The organism is Amycolatopsis albidoflavus (genome assembly GCF_039525725.1).
GTDB classification, from domain to species: domain Bacteria; phylum Actinomycetota; class Actinomycetes; order Mycobacteriales; family Pseudonocardiaceae; genus Amycolatopsis; species Amycolatopsis albidoflava.
Genome location: NZ_BAAAHV010000012.1, coordinates 910206 through 925296, shown reverse-complemented (window position 1 = coordinate 925296; position 15091 = coordinate 910206). Strand labels below are relative to the sequence as shown.

Sequence of the window (15091 nt, the reverse complement as noted above, 5' to 3'; positions counted from 1 at the left end):
CCAGCTGTGTTTTTGGCGCCGACTTCGTCGTCGCGTGCGGGATCGCTTTTATGCCGGCGTTTGGGGGCTGCCCGGCGTGAGGGGCCTTCGGCCTGTCACGCCGGGCAGCCCCCAAACGCCGGCGCGATCCCGCGTGGTGGTCGGGTTTAGGGAAGTGCGTGGGGGGCTGGGTTAGTCGAGGCCGGTGGGGGTGCGGGTGTGTTCGTCTAGGGCGTCTAGGCGGGCGCGGATTTGGTCTAGGTGGTCGGTTAGTTCTGGGAGTTGCTCGGCTACGTAGGTGAGTAGGCGTTCTACGTGGCGCAGGGTGGTGCGGGCGTCGTCTAGGGCGGTGGCGATTCTTGGCACTGTTTCGGCTGCTTCTAGGGCGGACGCGAATAGGCGGCGGATCAGGTGCACGGTGACTCGGGGTCCGGCCAGGACTGCTGAGAACACAGGCCCCTCCTACGGGGGTACGGCGGTCGCGAGTCTTCGTACCTCATTCGCGGAGGGCGCGCCCGGGCGGGGGCTGTGGGGTGTTACTGGTGTGAATCAGTGGGGGTGGTGGTGTTGATGAGGTGGTCGATGGGCTCGCGGGAGGCGATTAGGGCGGCCAGGACTGTGGTGACTGGGACTGCGGCGACGATGCCTACTGAGCCGGCCAGGGTGCGGATGATTTCTGCGGCGATGTCTTCGCTGCCCAGGAGAGAGCCCAGGCCTACGCCGGAGATGGCGGAGTAGAGCATTACCGGCAGTGCGGCGCCTGCGTAGGCCATGACCAGGGTGTTTACCGCGGAGCCTACGTGGTCTCGGCCGATTCGCAGGCCTGAGCTGTACAGGTCGCGCCAGCTCAGGGACGGGTTTGCTCGGCGCAGTTCCCATACTGCGCTGGTTTGGGTGATCGTCACGTCGTCCAGGACGCCCAGTGCGCCGATGACGATTCCGGCCAGCAGGAGGCCTCGGGCGTCGATGCCGTGGCCCAGGGACGCGATCAGGGTGGTGGTGCTGTCGTCCAGGCCGGTCAGCGACGCGGCGGCGGAGAAGATCGCGGACAGGATTCCGATCAGGGCGAGGCTGACCAGGGTGCCCAGTACGGCGACTGAGGTTCTCGCGGACAGGCCGTGGGTCAGGTACAGCGCGATGAACATGATCGCGCCTGCTCCGGCGATCGCGACTAGCAGCGGATTTTCTCCGGAGAGGATCGCTGGCAGGACGAAGAGCACGATCACTACGAAGCTCAGTACCAGGGCGACTAGCGCGGCCAGGCCTTGCCAGCGGCCTAGTACGAGTACGGCGATTGCGAACAGCGCGGCGAGCAGTACCAAAGGGGTGCCGCGTTGGAAGTCGACGAGGGTGAACGACTGCGGGTCGAGCGGGTTGCCGCCGTTGTAGGCGAGGACGACCTTGTCGCCTGCGGTGAACCTTGGGGTGCTCGGTTCGATGGGGACGGTGAGGCGTACCGGTTTTCCGGCTGCTGGGCCGTCGGACATTTGCAGGTCGACGGTGAGGCACGGTTTCGCGTTCGGGTCCGGTTGCGAGCCGACTTGCACTTGGCCGGGTTGCAGGCACGGGCCGGAGGTCGCGGTCGTGATCGCTGCCTGGACCGGGGTGCCTTGCTGTACGGCGCTCTTCGGCAGGGAGCTGCCCCACGGGTACAGGATGATCATGCCGACGACGGTCGCCAGGGCCAGCGGTACTAGGAGCCAGATCAGGAGTTTGCGGACTCGTTGCGACGCGGGGGCGGCCGGGCCGTGTCCGTGTCCATGACCGTGGCCGTGTCCGGTTGGTGGCGGGGTTTCCTTGGCGGCGGCGGGTTTTGGAGTGTCCTTTTCGGACTGCGGGGGTCGCCCGGGCGGACGGCGGCGGGTGCCGGGGGGCGGGGTGTCGCCTGGGCGGCGGGGGACGCGCAGTTCGCCGGATTGCGAGCCTCGGGGATCGGCGGAGCGAGGGGCGCCCGGTTGTGCGGAGCGCGGGGCACCGGGTTGGGCAGGGCGCGGCGCGGCGGCGCGCGGGCGTCGGGGTTCGCCGGACCGCTCGGGGTGGCGTCCCGGGTCGCCGGTGCGTCCGGGAGTGCGTTCAGCCGGTCGTCCGGGTTCGGCGCGGCGCGGGCGGCGCGGGGCGTCCGGACGGGCGCGGGGAGGGGCGGCGGGTGGCACGGCGGGAGACGGGGACGCGGGTTCGCCCGGCACTCGCGGCAGCGGGCCAGTGTCGTCGGGGTCCTGATCGGGGTAGTCGTGCGGTGCCACGGCGGACATCCTGCCCTCCCGGCTCGCGGCTCACCCGTACCGGGTGGGGGAGGAGGCGGGCGTATCCGGCGTTTCGTTCAGGCGTGCGCAGAACGGAGGTGCACCCGCCGGTAAGCGGAGGGCGGGGTGTCGAAATGGTCCAGAAACGCTTGCCGGAGCGTCTCGGTGGAGCCGAAACCGCAGCGTCGCGCGATCGCGGTGAGCGGGAGGTCGGTGCCGGACAGCAGGCGGGCGGCGTGTTCCGCGCGCACGGTCCGGACGTATTTGCCCGGTGTGGTGCCGAGATGGGCGTCGAACAGCCGGGTCAGCTGGCGCGTGCTGATGCCGGCCTGGTTCGCCAGCGCGGGGGCGCCGAGGTCGTCGGCGAGGTGCTCGGCGACGTACGCGGTGAGGTCGCGGACCTGCCGGTGTTCCGGTGGCGGCCCGGCGAGGAACATGCTCACCTGCGCCTGGTTCCCGGGCCGCTGCAGGTAGGTGACCAGCGACCGGGCGGCCTCGCGGGCGAGCGTCGGGCCGTGGTCCTCCTCGACGAACGCGAGGGTGAGGTCGAGCCCGCTAGTGACGCCGGCGGAGGTGTAGACGTCGCCGTGCCGCACGAAAAGCGGCACTGGGTCCACCGTCACCGACGGGTACTGCTCGGCGAGCCGCGAGGCGTGCGACCAGTGCGTGGTCGCGCGACGGCCGCTCAGCAGCCCGGCGGCGGCGAGCACGGTCGCTCCGGTGCAGACCGACGCCGTCCGCCTGCTCTCCTGCGACAGCCGCCGCACGTGCGAGAGCAGCCGTTCGTCCTTGGCGGCGGCGTGGTGGCCGAGCCCGCCCGCGACCACGAACGTGTCGAGCGGGCCGCGGACCTGGTCGATCCGGACGTGCGGGGCGAGCGTGAGCCCGGACTGGCAGGCGAAGGGGAGACCGTCGACGCTGGCGAGCCGGACCTCGTACGGCCGGGCCGCGCCGAGCCGGGTGGCGGCGTCGAAAACGTCGGACACGCAGGCGATGTCGAGCAGTTCGGCGTCGGGGTACCCGAGGATCACGACCTGCCGGGCGGTACTCGGCATGGCCGCACGGTAGCAGTTCGCCGGGCCGGATCAACCGGGTTCGCAGGATTTCGGACACGCGTGTCCCGGCCGGGTCGCGGGGGCGGGAGCCTGGCGGCATGACTCAGAAGACGTTCGCATTCGTCGTGTACCCCGGCCTGACGCCGCTCGACCTGGTGGGACCGCTGCAGGTGATCAACGGCCACGCGGCGGTGGACCCCTCGGTCCGGGTGGCGGTGGTCGGCGAAACCCTGGAGGCCCTCGGCACCGACACGCCGCTGCGGATCGCGCCGAGCCATACCTTCGACCAGATTCCGGACCCGTCCTGGGTCCTGGTCCCCGGCGGCGGCGCGCCGACGCTGCGCGCGCTCGGCGACGAGACGCTCATCGGCTACCTCCGCCGCGCCGCGGAGTCCGCCGAGCTGATGACGTCCGTGTGCACCGGTTCGCTGCTGCTCGGGCAAGCTGGGCTGCTCGAAGGCCGTGAAGCGACGACGCACTGGACTTTCCTGGACACCCTGCGCGCGTTCGGGGCCGAGCCGGTCCGGCAGCGTTGGGCCGACAGCGGGCCGGTGATCACCGCGGCCGGCGTGTCCGCCGGCATCGACCTGGCGTTGCACCTGGTGGAGCGGATGAGCGGAGCGGACGTCGCGCGGCTGGTGCAGTTCGGCATCGAGTACGACCCGCAGCCGCCGCTCGGCCCGCTCGACTGGTCGCTCGCCCCGCGCGAGCAAATGCGGCCGTTCGTCGACCACACCGTCCGCGAGGGTCTCGCCGATCAGCCGGAGCTGCGCGAAAAGCTGCTGGCGCAGCGGTGACGCGCGGGTAAACTGCCCCACCCGGCTGAGGCAGAACGGTTTGCCAGCGCCTCTGCGGCGCGTACCGTTCCGCCAATGGGTTCTCGCGGGGATGCCGGTCTCACCGTCTTCACCAGCCGGAGGGACGGCGACATCGTGCTGGTCACAGCGGCGGGCGAGATCGACATCGCGTCCGTGGGGCAGTTCCGCTCCGCGCTGTCCGCCGCGTCCGGAGCCGGCGGGAAACTCGTCGTGGACCTGTCGCGGGTCGGCTATCTCAGCTGTGCCGGGCTGCGCGTGCTCGAGGAGACGAGCCACGTCCGGCCTGCGTTGTCGATCGTGGCGACCGGGCCGCTCGTGCTGCGCGCGTTCGCGGTGTCCGGGATCAAGGCGCCGGTGCGCAGCGGTCTTCGCGAGGCGTGCGCCGCCGCGGGGGCGTGAATGTCCGGCCGGAATCTGGGTACCCGTGGGGTGGAACCGAGATCTGCTGAGGTGATCCAGATGTCCACCAGCACGATGTCCGGCAAGACCGCGGTCTCCGGGGGCGCAGCGGGCCTCGCTGTGCTGGCCGGGCTGTACCTGATCGCCGCGCCGTGGCTGCTGCGCTTCGGCGGGGCCGCCGAACTCGCGGTGAGCAACACCGTGGCCGGGCTCGCGATCGTCGTTTTCGCCGCGATGCGCGCGCGGGATTCCGGTGCCCAGGCGTTGACCTGGGTGCTGCCGGTGCTCGGCGTATGGGCCGCGGTGTCTCCGTTCTTGCTCCGGTACGGCGACGAAACGGTGCCGTCGGCCGGTGCGGTGACCGGCAACGTGATCGCCGGGGTCGTCGTGGCCGCCGGCGGGGCGGCGCTGCTCCTGCGCCGCCGCTGACGTCAGCCGAGCGCGTCGGCGAGCCAGCGGTTCCAGGTCGCGGTTTCGGCGGTCTCGTCGACGTCCGGGCGGAAGAGGTGATGTCCCACCGCGATCGGCATGCCGAGCAGCGACCGTTCGTGGAACCGGTAGAGGGCGTCCTCGGTGCGGACTCCGGCGTAGTTCGGGGTCGAGTAGTCGAGGACGCCCTCCACCACCTCGTCGCCGACACTGAACTGGACCGCTTGCCCGGCCGCGGGTTCAGCGGGCAAGCCGAGCGCGGCCAGCAGCTTCGGCCACGCGTCCCGGCTTGCCGACGACGCCGGGCCGTCCGCGGTCACGTACGTCGCGAAGCGGCCGGGGAAGTGCGCCAGCAGTTCGGCGAGCGTGTGCAGGTACATCTCCCAGCCGACGGCGAAGGACTCGTGGTATTCGTCGTCCCAGCCGTCCTCGACGAACCCGCGGTGCACGAAACGGAGTACAGAAGTGCCGCCTTCGGCCGCCTCCACGAGGAATTCCATCGCGTCGAACGTGCCGTCCTCGGCCGCCTCGCCCCGGTAGGCGAACCGGCGCGGGGGATCCCACGTGGTGATCTCGGCCTCGGTGCGCATTTCGCCGAGGCTGAAGCGGATCCGCCTGGCCGCGGCGTCGACCTCGTGCCGGCCCATGAACCACGAATCGATGCCGGGCCCGGTCGCGACGGCCTCCCACACGGCCTCAGGCCCCGCGGGCAGCTGAACCTCTTTGCGCACCTCGAACTCGCGTGGCATCTGCGGCGTTCCTCCTCGTGGTCGGTCCTGGCCACGGTGCCATTGACAACAATACTTGTCAATGCGGTGGCGGTTCGCCTGATCGGTGACAGACTGCGAAGGGACTCTCACGAAGGGACGCTTGAGCATGGCAACGGTGGCCGACCAGTTGATCGACGTTCTGGTGCAATCCGGGGTGCGCCGGATCTACGGGGTGGTGGGCGACAGCCTCAACCCCGTCGTGGACGCGGTGCGCCGCACCGGAGGTTCGGCGCGCGGCGGGATCGACTGGGTGCACGTGCGCAACGAAGAGGCGGGCGCGTTCGCCGCCGCGGCCGAGGCGCAGTTGACCGGGCGGCTCGCGGTGTGCGCGGGAAGCTGCGGACCGGGGAACCTGCATCTGCTGCAAGGGGTTTACGACGCGCATCGCTCGGGAGCGCCGGTGCTCGCGATCGCCTCGCACATTCCGTCCGACCAGATCGGCACTGGGTTTTTTCAGGAGACGCATCCGCAGCAGTTGTTCGCTGAGTGTTCGCACTACTGCGAGATGGTGAGTTCGCCGGAGCAGATGCCGCGGCTGGCGCGGATCGCGGTGCAGAACGCGGTCGGGCGGCGCGGGGCGGCGGTGCTGGTGCTGCCCGGGGATGTGTCGCACGAGCCCGCCGCGCACGCCACGGGGGAGTCGGCGTCGCTGGGGAGTCCGCCTGCCGTGGTGCCCGCTGAGGCCGACATCGCCCGTCTTGCCGATCGGATCGATCGGGCCGAGAAGGTGATGATCATGGCCGGCGCGGGGTGCCGGGACGCGCATGACGAGGTGCTCGCGCTCGCGGAGGCGGTCGGGGCGCCGGTGGGGCATTCGTTGCGGGGCAAGGAGTTCGTGCAGTACGACAATCCGTTCGATGTGGGGATGAGCGGGTTGCTCGGGTACGGGGCCTGTTACGAGGCGATGCACGAGGCCGATCTCGTGTTGTTGCTGGGTACGGACTTTCCGTACGACAACTTCCTGCCGCAGCGCAATACCGTGCAGGTGGACATCGATCCGGCTCGGATGGGCCGGCGGTCGGTGCTGGAGTTCGGGGTCCAAGGCGATGTCGGGGCCACGGTCCGGGCGGTGCTGCCGCGATTGCGGGAGCGCGAGGACCGGTCGTTCTTGCATGCCATGCTGCGCAAGCACGAGCGGGGGTTGCAACGGGTAGTCGACGCTTATACGGCCGAGGTTTCCAAGCATGTTCCGTTGCATCCGGAGTTCGTCGCGGATGTGCTGGACGAGGAAGCTGCCGAGGACGCGGTGTTCACTGTGGACACTGGGATGTGCAATGTGTGGGCGGCTCGGTACATCACGCCTAACGGGCGGCGGCGGATCTTGGGGTCGTTCGTGCACGGGAGTATGGCTAATGCGTTGCCGCATGCTATCGGGGCGCAGGCTGCTGCTCCGGGGCGGCAGATCGTGGCTATGTGCGGCGATGGCGGGCTGGCGATGTTGATGGGGGAGTTGTTGACGCTTAAGACGCATGGGTTGCCGGTTAAGGCTGTGGTGTTCAACAACTCTTCGTTGGGAATGGTGAAGCTGGAGATGCTCGTGGACGGGTTGCCGGAGTTCGGCACTGACCACGATCAGGTCGACTTTGCCGGGATTGCCCGGGCGGCTGGGTTGTATTCGCGGCGGGTGGAGAAGCCTGGGGAGGTCCGGGAGGGGCTTCGGGATATTTTGGCGCACGACGGGCCTGCGGTGTTGGATGTGGTTACGGATCCTAACGCGTTGTCTATTCCGCCTAATATTACTGCTGCTCAGGTTAAGGGGTTTGCGTTGGCGGCCAGTAAGACTGTGTTGAGTGGGGGAGTGGGGAAGATGTTGGGGCTGGCCAAGTCTAATTTGCGGAATATTCCTCGGCCTTGATGGTTCGCTGGGCCTCGTCGCCTGGCGGCGACATTGGCCCGTTGGTGCGTGGGGCACCCCGAAGCTTGATTGTGACTGCGGCGCGGGGGTGTTTGTCAAGGCGGGAAAGATGCCTTGACAAACACCCCCGCGCCGCGTTTTGGCTTCGTATCGGGGTGCGGGGGAGTGTGGCTGCCTTGGGTGGGTGCATCGGCTGCGGTTGGGTGAAAGTTCGTGAGGGGAACCCTGAGGGACTCTGAGTTCCTCAGGGTTCCCCTCACGGAATGTGGTGCGGGTTATTCGGTTTCTGCCATGGCTTCTGCGAATTGGGCTGCGTAGAGGCGGGAGTAGGCGCCGCCTGCGTTGATGAGGGTTTCGTGGTTTCCTTGTTCCACTATGTTGCCGTTTTCCATCACCAGGATTACGTCTGCGTCCCGGATGGTGGAGAGGCGGTGGGCGATCACGAAACTCGTGCGGCCGGTGCGCAGGGAGTTCATGGCGTGCTGGATCAGGACTTCAGTGCGAGTGTCCACCGAGCTGGTCGCTTCGTCCAGGATCAGGATCGCTGGCTTGGCCAGGAAGGCTCGGGCGACTGTGATCAGCTGTTTCTCGCCTGCGCTGACCGTGCCGCCTTCGTCGTCCAGGACGGTGTCGTAGCCGTCTGGGAGGGTGCGGACGAAGCGGTCCACGTAGGTTGCCTTCGCGGCTTCGATGACCTGTTCGCGGGTGACGTTGTCCGCGCCGTAGGCGATGTTGTCCGCGATGGTGCCGCCGAACAGCCAGGCGTCCTGCAGGACCATGCCGGTCTTCGACCGCAGTTCTTCGCGGTCCATGGCCTTGATGTCGACGCCGTCCAGGGTGATGCGGCCGCCGTCGATTTCGTAGAACCTCATCAGGAGGTTGACCAGGGTGGTCTTGCCCGCGCCGGTCGGGCCGACGATGGCGACGGTGTGGCCGGGTTCCACCGACAGCGACAGGTCTTCGATGAGCGGGGTGTCTTCCAGGTACCTGAACGACACGTGCTCGAAATCGACCTGTCCGTGCACGACCTCCGGACGCTGCGGGTGCTCCGGCTCCGGTTCCTGCTCCTTGGCGTCCAGCAGCGCGAACACCCGCTCGGCCGAGGCGACGCCGGACTGCAGGAGGTTCGCCATGCTCGCGATCTGCGTGACCGGCTGGCTGAACTGGCGCGAGTACTGGATGAACGCCTGCACGTCGCCCAGCGTCAACGTGCCGGAGGCGACTCGCAGCGCACCGACGACGGCGACCAGGACGTAGCTCAGGTTGCCGATGAACATCATGACCGGCTGGATCGTGCCGGAAATGAAAGCTGCCTTGAAGCTCGCCTCGTACAGCGCCTCGTTCTGCTGCCGGAACAGCTCCTCGGCCTCCTTGCGGCGGCCGAAGACGTGCACCAGCGAATGGCCGGTGTACATCTCCTCGATGTGCGCGTTCAGCTTTCCGGTCGTGCCCCACTGCCGGATGAACTGCGGCTGTGCGCGCTTGCCGACCTTGGCGGCGACCAACACCGACACCGGCACCGTCAGCAGCACGATCACGCCCAGCAGCGGCGAGATGACAAACATCATCACCAGCACACCCAGGACGGTGAAAAGCGACGTGACGATCTGCGACAACGTCTGCTGCAGCGACTGGGCCAGGTTGTCGATGTCGTTGGTGACCCGGCTCAGCACCTCGCCGCGCGGCTGGCGGTCGAAGTAGCGCAGCGGCAGCCGCGCGAATTTCTCCTCGATGTCCTGGCGCAGCCGGAACACCGCGCCCTGCACCAGGTTCGTCGTGAGCCGCGCCTGGATGACGCCCAGGAACGACGCGAAGACGTACAGCGCCAGCACGATCATCAGGACCTGGCCGACCGCGGTGAAGTCGATGCCGTGGCCGGGCATCAGGTCGACGCTGGTGAACATGTCGGCCAGGGTGTTCTCCCCGCGCGCTCGCAGGCCGTCGATCACCTGCTCTTTGGTCGCGCCCAGCGGCAGGTGCCTGCTGGTGATGCCGGCGAAGATGAGGTCGGTCGCGCGGGCGAGCACCTTCGGCCCGACCACGGTCAGCGCGACGCCGATCGCGCCGAGCACCAGCACCCCGGCCAGCGCCGCCCGTTGCGGGCGCAGCAGCCGCAGCAGGCGGGCCAGCGAACCCTTGAAGTCGAGCGCTTTTTCCGCGGGCATGCCGGCGGACATCATCCGGCCGGGCCCGACCGCGGGCGCCTGCGGCCGCGTCTTGTCGCGCGCGACGGCCGCCGGTTCGTCGGCGTCGGGCGCGGTGGCGGTTTTCGTTTCCTCGCTCACGCCGCCTCCTGTTCGGTCAGCTGCGAAAGCACGATTTCCCGATACGTTTCGTTGGTGTCCATCAGCTCGTGGTGGGTTCCGGTGCCGACGACGCGGCCGTCGTCGAGCACGATGATCCGGTCCGCGCCGCGGATCGTGCTGACCCGCTGCGCGACGATGACGACGGTCGCGTCGCGGGTTTCGTCGGCGAGCGCGCGGCGCAGCGCGGCGTCGGTGGCGTAGTCGAGTGCGCTGAACGAGTCGTCGAACAGGTAGATCTCCGGCCGGTGCACCAGCATCCGGGCGATCGCGATCCGCTGCCGCTGCCCGCCCGAGACGTTCGTGCCGCCCTGGGAGATGGGGGAGTCGAGGCCCTCTTCCATCCGTTCCACGAAATCCTTGCCCTGCGCGACTTCCAGCGCGTGCCACAGTTCTTCGTCGGTGGCGTCCGGATTGCCGTAGCGGAGGTTGCTGGCGACCGTCCCGGCGAACAGGTACGGCTTCTGCGGCACCATGCCGACCACGGACGAGAGCGTCGCCGGATCGAGCCGGCGCACGTCGACGCCGTCCACCCGGACGGAACCCTCGGTGGCGTCCATCAGCCGCGGGATCAGGTTGAGCAGCGTCGTCTTCCCGCTGCCCGTGCTGCCGATGATCGCGGTGGTCTCGCCGGGCCGCGCGAACAGCGAAACGTCCTGCAGCACCGGCTTTTCCGCGCCGGGGTACCGGAATTCCACAGTGGACAGGTCGAGGTGCCCGCGCTCGGCCCCGGCCGGGAGCGGCTCGGCGGGCGGGCGCACGCTCGACTCGGTGTCCAGCACCTCGGTGATGCGCTCGGCGCTGACCTCAGCGCGCGGCACCATCATGAACATGAAGGTGGCCATCATGACCGCCATCAGGATCTGCAGCAGATAGGCCAGGAACGCGGTGAGCGCGCCGATCTGCATGGCTCCGCTGTCTACCCGCTGCCCGCCGAACCACAGCACGGCGACGCTCGACACGTTCACCACCAGCATCACGGTGGGGAACATCAGCGACATCAGCCTGCCGACCCGCAGTGACACGGTGAACAACTCGTCGTTGGCGCGGCCGAAACGCTCGCGCTCGTGCTTGTCGCGCACGAACGCGCGGATCACCCGGATGCCCATGATCTGCTCGCGCAGCACCTGGTTGATCTTGTCGAGGCGCACCTGCATGAGCCGGAAGGCCGAGCGCATCCGCATGATGATCAGGCCGACGGCGATGCCCAGCACCGGCACGATGACGACGAGCAGCGACGACAGCGGCACGTCCTGCTGCAGCGCGAGCAGGATGCCGCCGACGCACATGATCGGCGCGGACACCATCAGCGTGAAGGTGAGCGCGGCGAGCAGCTGGATCTGCTGGACGTCGTTGGTGGTGCGGGTGATCAGCGACGGCGTGCCGAACTTCCCGATCTCGCGCGCGGAGAAATCCTGCACGCGGTGGAAGACCCCGGCGCGGATGTCGCGGCCGACGGCCGAGGCGACGCGGGAACCGTAGTAGACGGCCCCGATCGACCCGGCGATCTGCACCAGCGTGATCAGCAGCATCACGCCGCCGATCTTCATGATGTAGCCGGTGTCGCCCTTGACGAGGCCGCCGTCGATGATGTCGGCGTTGAGCGTGGGCAGGTACAGCGCGGCGATCGTCTGCACCAGTTGCAGTGCGACGACGAGCCACAGCGCGGCCCGGTACGGGCGCAGGTAGCTGCGCAACAGTTTGACCAGCACGGTCGGGTACTCCCCCAAAAGTGAATGGCGTCGGTTCGGGTCTAGCGGGCCGCGCCGGACGCGGCCAGGGCCGGCATCCCGGCGGCGGCCTCCCGCAGGAGGCCGGTGAAGGCCGTTACGAACTCCTTGTCGTCGGAGTCCGAATTGAGCCAGGTGTCGAAGGCGATGCGCGAAGCGTTCTGCACAATGCTCGCCATCAGCCGGGCGTGCAACGGATTTGCGTGCTCGCCCGCTCGTTCGGCGATCGCGTCGGCGAGCACGCGCTCGACGGTGGCGTACGCGCGCAGCATCTCGCCGAACAGGCCGCCGTTCTCCATCATCGCCCGCACCCGCCGCACGTCCTCGCGGATCGGGCGGTCGTCCTCGGCGAACCGGGTGATGGAGGCGTTGACGACCGCGTCCCACAGCGGTTCGTCAGCGGGCCGGGCCAGGAGCGCCTCGCGCACGCGCTCCTGCCGTTCGACGATGAACGCGCAGACAGCTTCCTCCTTGCTGGAAAAATAGTTGTTGAAGGTGCGCGGCGAAACGCCCACCTCGTTCGCGATGTCCTCCACCCGGAGTTGCTCGAGCCCCCGCTCGAGCGCGATCCGCAACGCGGCTTCGGCAAGCGCCCTTCGCGCGGCTCGCTTCTTGCGCTCGCGCAGGCCCAGAGGTGCAGTGGAGGTCACCGGGACGAGAGTAGCAGCAAAAGTTGCGCGACGCGAAAAATTATGCGGACCGCGAAAAGTTGCGTTCTCGCAGCGGGACGGCCGGCCGAGGCGGGGGAGGTGCGGACGATGGGGGAGGATCGGGTTGTGCGGGAGCAGGATTTGCCACGGAGCGATCGTCGTAGTCCGCTGTCACCGGCCCGTCACGTGGGTGCACGACCGAGTTCGGAGGTCGATCTGTCAGCGCTGTGGCAGCAGTGGTGCGAGCGTCCGTCGTTGGCCCGCCGGCTGAAGCACGCTTACCGCGCTATCCCGGCAACGACGCGGAGTATGCCACCGTGCTCGTCCGAATCTCCGGGGCTGTCGGAGCAGCACTCGCTGTGGAATCCCGGTGCCTGACACCGGCACGACCGTGGGTACCACCCGTACGACGGAGGTGCCGACGTCCTGCTGCCCACGACCGCGGAACGCGACCTGCTGAAAAGCCGGCACTCCGGCTGGCTCTCCGCTCATCCTCTCGGCTGCTGAGCGCTTCGTCCCGCGTAGCTGCCCGAGCTCTGCGGCGACGCGGGCGTAAGAATGGGGACATGTCGGAAGAGGCCCAGGTCGGCGCTCCGCGCACGCGCAATCGCTGGGGAGAGGGCGAGCTGCTGCGCGGGGAGATCCTCGACGCGGCCAGCCGGTTGCTGTCCGAGCTCGGTGGGGAGGACGGGCTGACCATCCGCGGAGTCGCCCGCGCCGCCGGGATCGCGCCGGCCAGCATCTACCAGCACTTCACCGATCGGGCCGCGCTCGTGGCGGGCCTCGCCGAGCACGAATTCGGCCGTCTGCGCGTCGCGATGGAGGCGGCCGAGGCGCGCGTGGACTCCGACGACGCGGTCGGCCGCGTGCGGGCGATGCTGCACGCCTCCTGCCGGTTCGCGGTGGACAACCCGGGGCACTACCGGCTGATGACGGCCAACGGGCCTCCCCGCACCGAGCCCGGCGCGCGGCGGGTCGGGCCGCTGGCCGACGTGATCGGTCTGCTCGTCGACGGGTTCGCACGGTGCGCCGAGGCGGGGATCGCGCTCCGGGTGCCCGCGGAGCGAGCCGCCGTGATCGCGTTCGTCGGGGCGCACGGACGCGTCGCCCTCTTCCCGAACTCCGCCGAGCACTCCGGCGCGGACGCCGTGCTGGCGTTTGTCGACGAGTTCTTCTCGCTCGTTTTCGCCTGAAATACCACGACTTTCCCTTCCTGCGCGGCGACCTTGATCAAGCGGGTGGACAAGGCCGCCCGAGATTCCTAACATGTGTTCAGTAAGTTTCTGAACATTCGTTTGGTAACTCTCCGCAGGGAGGACTCCGATGTCGGAGGTCGTGCCCCCTTATCCGATGGCGCGAGGCGGCTGCCCGTTCGACCCGCCGCCCGAACTCGGCCGCAGGCTGCGCGGCCGCGGATCCAGCAGATCGTCGACAGCCTGATCGACGGCCTGCTCGCCGGTCCGAAGCCGGTCGATCTGGTGCGGGCGTTCGCGCTTCCGGTTCCTTCGCAGGTGATCTGCGAACTGCTGGGCGTGCCGTACGCGGACCGGGAGTTCTTCCACCAGATCAGCGAAGTGCTGACTTCGAGCGACGTCCCGGCGGCCGAATCGCTTGCCGCGCTGGAGGAACTGCTCGGCTACCTCGAACGGCTGGTGCGGCCACCATGATCGCGTTGGGCACCGCCGCGCTGCTGGAGAACCCGGATCAGCTCGCCGCCGTCCGCGACGGCGACGGCGCGCTCGTGGCGAACGCGGTCGAGGAACTGCTGCGCTACCTCACCATCGTCCACAGTGGACGGCGGCGCGTCGCGCGGGAGGACCTGGAAGTCGGCGGGCAGCGGATCCGCAAGGGGCGACGGTCTGATCGCCGCGGACAATGCCGCCAACCGCGACCCGGCGCAGTTCCCCGAACCCGACCGGCTCGACGTGACGCGGCAGGCGCGCGGGCATCTCGCCTTCGGCTACGGCGTGCACCAGTGTCTCGGCCAGGCGCTCGCGCGGATCGAACTGCAAGTGGCCTGCGGCGCGCTTTACCGGCGGATCCCGACGCTGCGGCTCGCGATTCCGCTGCGCGAGGTCAAGTTCAAGCACGACATGGTCGTCCACGGGGTGCACGAGCTCCCCGTGACGTGGTGAATCCGGAAAGGACCGGCATGTTCCACCTCGATCACCTCTGCCTCGGCGTCCCCGACCTGCCCGACGGCGTCCGCCGGGTGCGGGAGGAGACCGGGCTCGCCTGCTACGACGGGGGCGCCTTCGCCGCCGGCATCGCGAACACGATCTTCCCGCTCGGCGAGGACGTCTACCTGGAGGTCGAGGCGGTGACGGCTCCCGCGGCCGAACGGGAGGCGGCGGTCGCCTGGTTCGACCGGGTCGTCGCGGACGGCGACCGGTGGATGTTCTGGAGCCTGCGCGCCGACACCCTCGAAGAGCTGGCCGAGATCGCGCAACGCCTCGGCGGCGAAGTGGCGCGGGTTCCGGGACGCGTTCAGCCCGACGGGACCCAGCGCATCATCACCACCGCGCCCGGCCCTGGCCGAGCGCTCGACACGTGTTGGCGACGCGGGCTGCCGAACTGGTTCTACCGCGAGGATCCGGCCACCAACCCGGATCGCGGGGCGGCGGAGAACGGCGAGCGCGGGGCGGCGGTGACCGGGCTGGAGATCGGCGCTGACGCCCGGGAACTGAGGGAGCACATCGGCGCCGAAACCTTCGACCGGCTGCCGCTGACCGTCGTGTCCGGCCCGCCTGGCGTGCACGCGGTCACGGTGCGCACCGCGACCGGACGCGAGGTCACCCTGCGCCGGGACCCAGCGGATTTCTAGAGATGCATTCACGAGATTGCGGGGAGGATCGACACA

Annotated in this window: 13 protein-coding genes and 2 pseudogenes; 8 read left to right on the top strand and 7 right to left on the bottom strand. The window is 69.0% G+C overall.

Features of this window, described 5'->3' with window-relative positions:
• Nucleotides 1-171: 171 nt before the first annotated feature.
• The 3 genes from ABD156_RS22535 to ABD156_RS22525 form a co-directional block, all read right to left on the bottom strand.
• Complete coding sequence (locus ABD156_RS22535) at nucleotides 172-432, bottom strand: hypothetical protein (RefSeq protein ID WP_344276897.1); 261 nt, start codon at nucleotides 430-432, stop codon at nucleotides 172-174.
• Nucleotides 433-515: 83 nt separating this feature from the next.
• On the bottom strand, nucleotides 516-1886 hold the full coding sequence (locus tag ABD156_RS22530; RefSeq protein WP_352272269.1) for a YibE/F family protein: 1371 nt from the start codon (nucleotides 1884-1886) through the stop codon (nucleotides 516-518).
• 413 nt (nucleotides 1887-2299) lie between these two features.
• Complete coding sequence (locus ABD156_RS22525) at nucleotides 2300-3277, bottom strand: GlxA family transcriptional regulator (protein WP_344276893.1); 978 nt, start codon at nucleotides 3275-3277, stop codon at nucleotides 2300-2302.
• Nucleotides 3278-3375: 98 nt separating this feature from the next.
• Here ABD156_RS22525 and ABD156_RS22520 point away from each other — a divergent pair, with 98 nt between their 5' ends.
• The 3 genes from ABD156_RS22520 (at nucleotide 3376) to ABD156_RS22510 (ending at nucleotide 4923) form a co-directional block, all read left to right on the top strand.
• Nucleotides 3376-4074, top strand: coding sequence for a DJ-1/PfpI family protein (locus ABD156_RS22520; RefSeq protein WP_344276891.1), 699 nt, complete (start codon nucleotides 3376-3378; stop codon nucleotides 4072-4074).
• Between the two features lie 75 nt (nucleotides 4075-4149).
• Entirely contained in the window at nucleotides 4150-4494 is a 345-nt protein-coding gene (locus tag ABD156_RS22515) for an STAS domain-containing protein (RefSeq protein ID WP_344276889.1), read from the top strand.
• A 60-nt stretch (nucleotides 4495-4554) separates the two neighbouring features.
• Nucleotides 4555-4923: an SPW repeat protein gene (locus tag ABD156_RS22510; RefSeq protein WP_344276886.1), complete on the top strand. Its 369-nt coding sequence runs from the start codon at nucleotides 4555-4557 to the stop codon at nucleotides 4921-4923.
• A gap of 2 nt (nucleotides 4924-4925) precedes the next feature.
• Here the strand turns inward: ABD156_RS22510 and ABD156_RS22505 are convergent, their stop codons facing one another.
• Nucleotides 4926-5672 (bottom strand): SRPBCC family protein, encoded by a 747-nt coding sequence (locus ABD156_RS22505; protein ID WP_344276884.1) that lies wholly within the window; start codon nucleotides 5670-5672, stop codon nucleotides 4926-4928.
• Nucleotides 5673-5799: 127 nt separating this feature from the next.
• Here ABD156_RS22505 and ABD156_RS22500 point away from each other — a divergent pair, with 127 nt between their 5' ends.
• Complete coding sequence (locus ABD156_RS22500) at nucleotides 5800-7548, top strand: pyruvate dehydrogenase (protein WP_344276882.1); 1749 nt, start codon at nucleotides 5800-5802, stop codon at nucleotides 7546-7548.
• A 275-nt stretch (nucleotides 7549-7823) separates the two neighbouring features.
• Here ABD156_RS22500 and ABD156_RS22495 read toward each other — a convergent pair whose 3' ends face one another.
• The 3 genes from ABD156_RS22495 to ABD156_RS22485 all read right to left on the bottom strand — a co-directional run bounded on the left by ABD156_RS22495 (nucleotide 7824) and on the right by ABD156_RS22485 (nucleotide 12231).
• Nucleotides 7824-9713 carry an ABC transporter ATP-binding protein gene (locus ABD156_RS22495; RefSeq protein WP_344277621.1) on the bottom strand — a complete coding sequence of 630 codons (1890 nt, stop codon included), beginning with the start codon at nucleotides 9711-9713 and terminating at the stop codon, nucleotides 7824-7826.
• A 116-nt stretch (nucleotides 9714-9829) separates the two neighbouring features.
• Nucleotides 9830-11563, bottom strand: coding sequence for an ABC transporter ATP-binding protein (locus ABD156_RS22490; RefSeq protein ID WP_344276879.1), 1734 nt, complete (start codon nucleotides 11561-11563; stop codon nucleotides 9830-9832).
• Nucleotides 11564-11604: 41 nt separating this feature from the next.
• Nucleotides 11605-12231, bottom strand: coding sequence for a TetR/AcrR family transcriptional regulator (locus ABD156_RS22485; RefSeq protein ID WP_344276876.1), 627 nt, complete (start codon nucleotides 12229-12231; stop codon nucleotides 11605-11607).
• A 399-nt stretch (nucleotides 12232-12630) separates the two neighbouring features.
• Here ABD156_RS22485 and ABD156_RS47840 point away from each other — a divergent pair.
• The 4 genes and pseudogenes from ABD156_RS47840 to ABD156_RS22470 form a co-directional block, all read left to right on the top strand.
• A pseudogene (locus ABD156_RS47840) lies at nucleotides 12631-12738 on the top strand (DUF3885 domain-containing protein); the annotation flags it as partial.
• Between the two features lie 59 nt (nucleotides 12739-12797).
• A complete protein-coding gene (locus tag ABD156_RS22480) occupies nucleotides 12798-13424 on the top strand; it encodes a TetR/AcrR family transcriptional regulator (RefSeq protein WP_344276874.1) in 627 nt (208 codons plus the stop codon).
• Between the two features lie 165 nt (nucleotides 13425-13589).
• Nucleotides 13590-14366 (top strand): annotated as a pseudogene (locus ABD156_RS22475) (cytochrome P450); the annotation flags it as partial.
• Between the two features lie 17 nt (nucleotides 14367-14383).
• Complete coding sequence (locus tag ABD156_RS22470; protein ID WP_344276870.1) at nucleotides 14384-15055, top strand: VOC family protein; 672 nt, start codon at nucleotides 14384-14386, stop codon at nucleotides 15053-15055.
• Nucleotides 15056-15091 lie beyond the last annotated feature (36 nt).